At 67.7% G+C, this 7,153-nt stretch carries 7 protein-coding genes; all 7 read right to left on the reverse strand.

The window, feature by feature from the left end:
- Window positions 1-95: 95 nt before the first annotated feature.
- Complete coding sequence (locus AB4Y86_RS08295) at window positions 96-716, reverse strand: PadR family transcriptional regulator (protein ID WP_441401780.1); 621 nt, start codon at window positions 714-716, stop codon at window positions 96-98.
- A gap of 71 nt (window positions 717-787) precedes the next feature.
- Window positions 788-2,200: a vanillate/3-O-methylgallate O-demethylase gene (gene ligM, locus AB4Y86_RS08300; RefSeq protein ID WP_441401781.1), complete on the reverse strand. Its 1,413-nt coding sequence runs from the start codon at window positions 2,198-2,200 to the stop codon at window positions 788-790.
- Between the two features lie 71 nt (window positions 2,201-2,271).
- Entirely contained in the window at window positions 2,272-3,144 is an 873-nt protein-coding gene (gene purU / locus AB4Y86_RS08305; protein ID WP_441401782.1) for a formyltetrahydrofolate deformylase, read from the reverse strand.
- Between the two features lie 9 nt (window positions 3,145-3,153).
- The gene (locus AB4Y86_RS08310) at window positions 3,154-4,050 is read right to left on the reverse strand and encodes a methylenetetrahydrofolate reductase (RefSeq protein ID WP_441401783.1); all 897 of its coding nucleotides are present in this window, start codon (window positions 4,048-4,050) and stop codon (window positions 3,154-3,156) included.
- A 166-nt stretch (window positions 4,051-4,216) separates the two neighbouring features.
- A complete protein-coding gene (locus AB4Y86_RS08315; RefSeq protein ID WP_441401784.1) occupies window positions 4,217-5,710 on the reverse strand; it encodes an aldehyde dehydrogenase family protein in 1,494 nt (497 codons plus the stop codon).
- A complete protein-coding gene (locus tag AB4Y86_RS08320) occupies window positions 5,707-6,750 on the reverse strand; it encodes a VOC family protein (RefSeq protein ID WP_441401785.1) in 1,044 nt (347 codons plus the stop codon). The genes AB4Y86_RS08315 and AB4Y86_RS08320 overlap by 4 nt, the downstream gene beginning before the upstream one ends.
- A 27-nt stretch (window positions 6,751-6,777) precedes the next feature.
- Window positions 6,778-7,153 (reverse strand): PrpF domain-containing protein (locus AB4Y86_RS08325; protein WP_441401786.1); only part of this gene is annotated, 376 nt, incomplete at its 5' end.

The following is a 7,153-nucleotide window of genomic DNA, read 5'->3' on the forward strand; positions in this document are numbered from 1 at the left end:
GGGATACGCGACGGCGCAGAACTTCGGGTAGCAGGCAGGCCCTGGCGCCGCCGCCCCGGATCCGGGACGGCGGAGCCCAGGGCTGACGCAGGATGCTAGACGCCGGCAGGACTCGGGCGGGCCCACACGCCGCCGGAAGCCTCCAGCTGGTCGATCAGCTGGAGTCCGCGCCGGGCCCAGGCGATCTCGACCCGGGCCCGGTCCACGAGGCCCTCATAGGTGAACCGCTTGAACGCTATGGTGCGCTCACGGTCGCCCGGGTCGGTGACCGCGAGGCGCCGCACCAGCATCGGGTTCTCCACCCCGGCGATCCGCAGCAGCTCGCCCTCCCACTGCGCCAGCTCGGCCTCCCACTGGGCGCTGTGCCGCCGGAAGAAATCGCGGGCGGCTGCCGGCGACGCGGCTTCAAGGTACGCAGCACGCAGATGGGCGGGATCGCGGACGCGGGCGTACTCCAGCGGCGTCTGCATCCAGGCCAGGAACGCCGCGTCGCCGGCGGCCGTGACGTGATAAACGCGCCGGGTGGCGCGCTGGCCCCTTGGCTGCTCTTCGCCCTCAATGAGATTCTCGGCTTCCATTTTGCGCAGCTCGGGGTAGATCTGGGAATCGGGGGCATGCCACACGTGCCCCACCGACGCAGAGAACTGCTTCTGCAGTTCGTAGCCGGAGAGCGGGCCGACGCGCAGCAACGCGAGCAGCGCGTATCGGAGGCTCATGCGGTGCTCCTTCAGCAGCCGGAGGGAGGGTCAAGGGGGCGTCGCCGCCCCCTTGACCCGGAGTTCCCAGCCTAGGCTGGCTGGTAGTTCGTGCGCCACCCGCCCTGGTATGTGGCGCGGGCGACTGTCGAGTAGGGCACCGGGCTGACCACCGCGCGGACCTCGGTCTGCACGTGCGGCTCGACGGCGGCCTTGGCGGTTCCGCCGTTCGGCTCCCCCCACACCACCTTCAGTTCGGTGCCTTCGGGAACATTGGCGTCGATCGTTGCCAGCGACAGTGCCCGCCGCTCGTTCGCGCTGTAGCCCGTGAACATCGAGTAACCGACGACCGTTCCGTCGGCGTCGACCACCGAGTCGTAGTTGGCGGAACCGTAGTTTGCCAGGGGCAGGTCGAAGAACTTGTAGCTCGGGCCCTCCACGTCGAACAGTGACGCGTAGATCGCGGTGACGTCCCCGGCGTCCCAGGCCAGGGTGACCTTCTTGCGCTGCGACGCCTTGTCCATCCGCTCCAGGGCGTCGCGGCCGATGAAGTCATGGTCGAACTTTACGAACGAGCCGTAGCCGAGCTCAAACGGAGTCAGGTAGTAGTCCTCGATGTTCTCGGACACGAAGGACCCGGCCAGGGTTCCGGTCGCCTCGTACCCGTCGGCGGGGAGCCATTCGCGGTAGCCGCGCTCCGCTTCGCCGGTGTAGATGGCAGGCAGCGGGGACGGAATCCAGCCCGATTCAAGGGTGTTGGACGGATAGGCGCGGGACCCGACCGGGACCAGCCCGAACTCGGCGCCGGCCGCGACGATGGCGTCGCGGATGCGGTCGTGGTCGGCATAGGGTCCCCAGACCTCAAGGCCGGGCGCGCCGGCCATTCCGTGGCGGAGGGTGCGCACGGTCGTGCCGTCGATCGTCATCGTGGACATGTTGAAGAACTTGAGCTGCTCCAGCGGGCCACCGTTGAGCTTCTCGATCACCTGCCAGGCGTTCGGACCCTGGATCTGGAAGCGGTAGTACTGGCGGGTCACCGGGTGGCCGTACGGACGTGACGGCGAACGTCGGTCCACGCTGATGTCCAGGTTGCTGTAGCCGCCGGTCTGGCCGTGGTAGAGCAGCCAGTTCGCCGCGGGCGCGCGCCCGACATAGACGTACTCGTCCTCTCCCTCGCGGAAAAGGATGCCGTCACCGATGACGTGTCCTGACGCGGTGGTGGGCACATACTGCTTCGCCTTGTTGACCGGGAAGACGGCGGTGGAGTTGATCGCCGTGGCCGAAATCAGTTTGATCGCGTCCGAGCCCTTGAGGAAGAGGTTGTCCATGTGGTGGGACTGGTCGTACAGCACGGCGGTCTGGCGCCAGGCGGTCTGTTCCTTGATCCAGTTCTGGAAGTCGGCCGGGACCACCGGGTAGATGTAAGAGCCGATTTGCGAGTTGCGGAGCAGGTCGACGGCGCCGCGGGACGCGTCGAGGACTTCCTGCAGATTCTTAGGTGCCACGGTGAACCTCTTGTTCTGTATCGGATTGCTTGGGTCGGATGGTTGTTGAGTCGGGCGGGTAGCGGTTCGGGTCAGAAGACGATGGTCTGGTTGCCGTGCCGGACGACGCGGTCCTCGGCGTGCCACTGCACGGCACGCGAGAGCACGGCCCGTTCCACGTAGGCGCCGCGGGCCTGGAGGTCGGTGGCCGAATGGGCGTGCGTCACGCGGGCGACGTCCTGCTCGATGATCGGACCCTCGTCAAGGTCCTTGGTCACGTAGTGCGACGTTGCGCCGATCAGCTTCACGCCCCGTTCCTTGGCCTTGCGGTAAGGGGCTGCCCCGACAAATGCCGGCAGGAATGAGTGGTGGATATTGATCAGCGGCACCCCGGTCCGGTCCAGGAAGTCCGGCGACAGGATCTGCATGTAGCGTGCCAGCACGACAAAATCCACGTTTCCGTCCAGCAGTTTCAGGATTTCGGCTTCAGCCGCGGACTTGTCGGGGCCGACCGACGGCACGTGGAAGAAGGGCACCCCGAAAGAGCGGACGTCCTCGGCGGTGTTGGTGTGGTTGGAAATCACCATGGGGATGGTCACGGGCAGCTCACCGCGCCGGTGCCGCCAGAGCAGTTCGAGCAGGCAGTGGTCGGACGTCGACACCAGGATGGCCATGCGTTTGGGGACGGACCGGTCCGTGAGCGTCCAGCGCAGCCCCAGGGGCGTCAGGGTTCTGTCCAGGTCGGTTTCAATCGCCGGCATTGCTGCGGCCAGATCCGGGCGGGTGAACACCACCCGCTGGAAGAAATCGCCCGACGCCGGATCACTGGAGTACTGGTCGAGGGTGACAATGTTGCCGTGGTGGCGGGTGACCAGGGCCGCCACCGCGGCGACGATTCCGGGCAGGTCCGGGCCGTGGACTATCAGGCAGGACTGGTCCCTGAGGGACTCGGTGTGCAGTGCCACAGTTGAGCCTCAGCCCTGCTCGGCGATAAACTGACGGACCCAGTCCGCCGTCGCCAGCAGCCCGCCGAAGGTATAGAAGTGCAGCCCTACCCGGCCGCCGATGTGCGGCTGCTGCCCGGGGGTATGTTCTGCTAGAACGGCGGCGAGATCGGTGACGAACCGGTCCGGGCCCGCGTCACCCATGAGGTTTGTGAGCGAAAAACCGTACTTCTTCACGATCATGGCGTTGGCGCCGACGCCGAAGCGGCGTGCGAAGCCGAGCAGGCGTTTGATGCCGGCCGGACCCGGTGTCCCGACGCGGACCGGGGCGTTAATGCCGCCGGACCGGATGGCGTCGATCCAGTCGGCGACCGGATCGGTGTCGAACGCGAACTGGGTGAGGATGACGGCGCCCAGGCCCTGCTCGGCGAGGGCCGCGGTTTTGTCCGTCAGGGCACGCGAGAGCACCTGTTTCGGGATGTCCGGGTGGCCCTCGGGGTAGCCCCCGATGCCGACCTCGCGCACGCCGTACTGCTGCAGGATGCCGCTGCGGATCACCGCGAGCGAGTCTTCGTACGGGCCTTCCGGCGCTGCGGGGTCGCCGCCGACGGCGAAGACGTGCTCGGAGGCGCCGACGTCCTGCAGGCGTCCGAGGAACTCCTCAAGCTGCGCCTGGGACTTCAGGCGGCGGGCGGAGATGTGCGGGATAGGCACGAAGCCGAGGTCGCGGACCGCCCTGGCGGCGGCCACCCGCATTTCCAGGTCCTCGTTGCCGAGGAAGGTGACGTTGATCCGCGTGCCCGGCGGGATGTGGCCCTGTGCCTCGGTCAGCGCGGGGATGTCCTTGCCGGTCATTTCGAGGGAAAAGTCGTGGATGAGTTCCAGTGATGCTGCCCGGTTGATCGCGGGCGTGCTTCGAGTCGCCATCGGGGAGTCCTTTCGGCGGGTGCGACGGTGCACCCGCCTCCGACTTTACCTATGTCGATAGGGACTGTCCATAGGTATCTGCTGACACCAGGCATTAACCGCAGTGCTGCCGGCGGCCGGCAGGCACCCGGCCGCGGCCAGCACCCACCGGGTCCGGGGCAGCCGCTCAGTCCCCCGCCGGGGCCGCGGGTTCGAGGTGGGCGATCGCGCGGGTGTCCTGGAATGCCCGGACGCCGTCGATTCCCTGCTCCCGGCCCATGCCGGATTGCTTCATGCCGCCGAACGGAGCGCGCAGGTCAAGCCGCGTGGCGCCATGGTCGTTGACCCACACGTAACCGCACACCAGTTTTCTGCCCACCCGGTCCGCCGTCGCGGCCTCGGCGGTCCATACCGAGGCGCAGAGGCCCGCCCAGCCCGCGTTCGCCGCTTCGACCGCCTCATCCTCGGTATCGAACGGCAGCAGGGGGATGACCGGCCCGAATTGCTCCTGGGTCACCACGCGCAGCGCAGGGTCCGGGTCGACGACCAGCGCCGGACGCAGGAAGTTTCCGCCCTGCAGATCCGGGTCCGCGGGCAGCGTCCCAAACTCCCTGACGTCGGCGCCGGCAGCCTTCGCTTCCTCGATGAGGCCGGCGACGAAGGCCTTCTGTGCCGGGGAGTGCAGCGGGCCCATCGTGGTTCCTTCGTCCAGCCCGTAACCGATCACGGCCGCTTCCAGCCGGCTCGACAGCCCCACGGCCAGCTCGTCCAGGCGCGAACGGTGTACGTAGATCCGCTTCGCGTTCATGCAGATCTGGCCGGTGGTGTCGAAGATGGCGGCGTACATGCGGTCAAGGTGGGTGTCATCGAGGATGGCGTCCTCGAGAACGACGGCGGGGTCATTGCCGCCAAGTTCGAGCGTCACCCGGGTCAGTGATTTGCTGGCCATCTCCATGATGCGTTTGCCGCCGCCGACGCTGCCGGTGAAGCAGACCTTGGCGACGTCGGTGCTGGTGATGAGGGCTGCCATGTCGGCGTCCTTGCCGGTGACGACGTTGAGGACGCCGGGCGGCAGCTTTTCGGCGATCCGCTGGACCACCCGGGCTGTCGCAAGCGGCGCGGTGGGCGGGGGCTTCACGATGGCGGTATTGCCGGCCAACAGGGCGTGCGGCAACGACGCGGCGAGGATGGCGATGGGCCAGTTGAACGGCACGATGACCGTCACCACGCCGAGCGGCTGGAACGCGACCGTGGTGGTGACCGGGATTCCCGGGGCAGGCGGAAGCACCGTGGTGGCGTCCACGTCGCCGGCCAGGGCCAGGGCGAGGTTCCACCGGATCTCGAACACCAGGGAGTCGACCCAGGCCTCCTGACGGATCTTCCCGTTTTCCCGGGACAGGATGGCGGCGTCCTCGTCGCGGAAGGCGGCGATGCCCTCGAGTGCGGCGCGCATGAGTTCCGCGCGCTCCTGGGCGCTGAGCGCAGACCACCCGGGGTAGGCCGCCTTCGCCGCCGCAATGGCATCGTCGACGTCGGCGGCACCGGCCGCGGCGGCGTGCCCGACGATGGCCCCGGGCTTTCCCGGGTCGACGATCTCCAGGGTCGAGCCGGCCTGGCGCTCGCGTCCCCCGATGAACAGGCCGGTAGTTACCGGCGCGTCCGTGTCTGCTGGGCTGGTCATGACTGCGCACCTCTCTGTGCTGGACTGGTCTGTGCTGGCTTGGCTTGTGCTGAACTGGCGGATAGTTGCGTTGCATCGGCGGAAACGTTGGGGGTTCCGTGGGTGTGGAATGTTTCGATCGTTTTCATACCCCAGGCCTGGCCTTTCTTAYGCTCCTCCTGGGTCCATTCCACCACCGGAGAGTCGGGGTCCAACAGCAGCCGGGCTCCGGCGTTGGCCAGTTCGATCCGGTTGCCGCCGGGCTCCCAGACGTAAAGGAAGAAGGTCTGGTTGATCGCGTGTTTGTGCGGGCCCGACTCGATGTGGATGCCGTTCTCGAGGAAGATGTCCGCCGCCTTGAGGATGTCCTCCCGGGTGTCGGGGGCGAAGGCGACGTGGTGCAGCCGGTTGCCGTGCTTGAGCCAGTCATCGGAGTAGACAATGTCGTAGGACTTGTTGTTGAAGTGGAACCACCAGGCGGCGTAGCCGCCGTCGTCGAGTTTGATGCGCTCGCTCTCGCGTCCCGCCAGCGCCCTGGCGACGAATTCGCCGTTGGCCACGACGTCCTTGGCCAGGAAGTTGATGTGGTCCAGCCGCCTGGCGTTGACTCCGCGGCCCGGAAACGCCGAGGCCTGGTTCTTCAGCGCCGGCTTGTCGTCGGTGGCGACGTACCGCTCGGTTTCGTAGTAAATCGCCAGGTCATGGCCATCCGGGTCGCGGAACGCATAGGCGGGGCCGGTGCCCACCTCGCCCTCCAACCAGCCGGCCCCGAGGCCGGTGGCCTCGATCGCCGCCACCCGGCGTTCAAGCGCCGCCTGGCTCGTGGCGCGGAACGAGGTCCGGCCCACGCCGGCGTCGTCGGACTCGGTGAGCTTCAGGGTGTAGAGCTGGTACTCATCCCATGTCCGGAGATACACGGATCTGGTGCCGGCTTCACCGGTTTCCGCGACAACGCGCATGGCGAGCAGGTCGCGGAAGAACCACAGACTCTTATCGAACGCGGGTGTCAGCAGCTCCACGTTCCCCAGGTGCGCAACGTCGAACGAAGTGTGCTCGGTCATGGATCAGTCCTATCTTGCGGGTGGGTGTCAGAGGCGGGGGCGCGGGAAGACGCGCCCCTCGAAAATCTTCCGGGCTGTTCGGAGTGCCGCGGAGCCGGTGACGGTAAAACCGCCAGCGGCCGGCTCGAGGCCGACCTCGACGTCGAAGTGGCCGGTTGGGTGTTCGATGCGGAAGGGTGAGCCCGGCGGCGGCAGCACCGCGACGTCATGGCCGACCGACCCGTCGGCGAGCACCCCCGCGGCCACCGTGAGGGCGCCGAGCACACCGATTGACGTGTGCACGCGCACGGGCAGGAAGCTGCGGGTGCTCACCGCACCCCCGGCCCGCGGAGGGGAGAGCAGGACCAGCTTCGGCACGGTGGCGGCGCTGACGTCACCCATGCCCATCAGGGCGGCAGCGGCC

The organism is Arthrobacter sp. 2YAF22_2, from assembly GCF_052114645.1.
GTDB lineage: Bacteria > Actinomycetota > Actinomycetes > Actinomycetales > Micrococcaceae > Arthrobacter.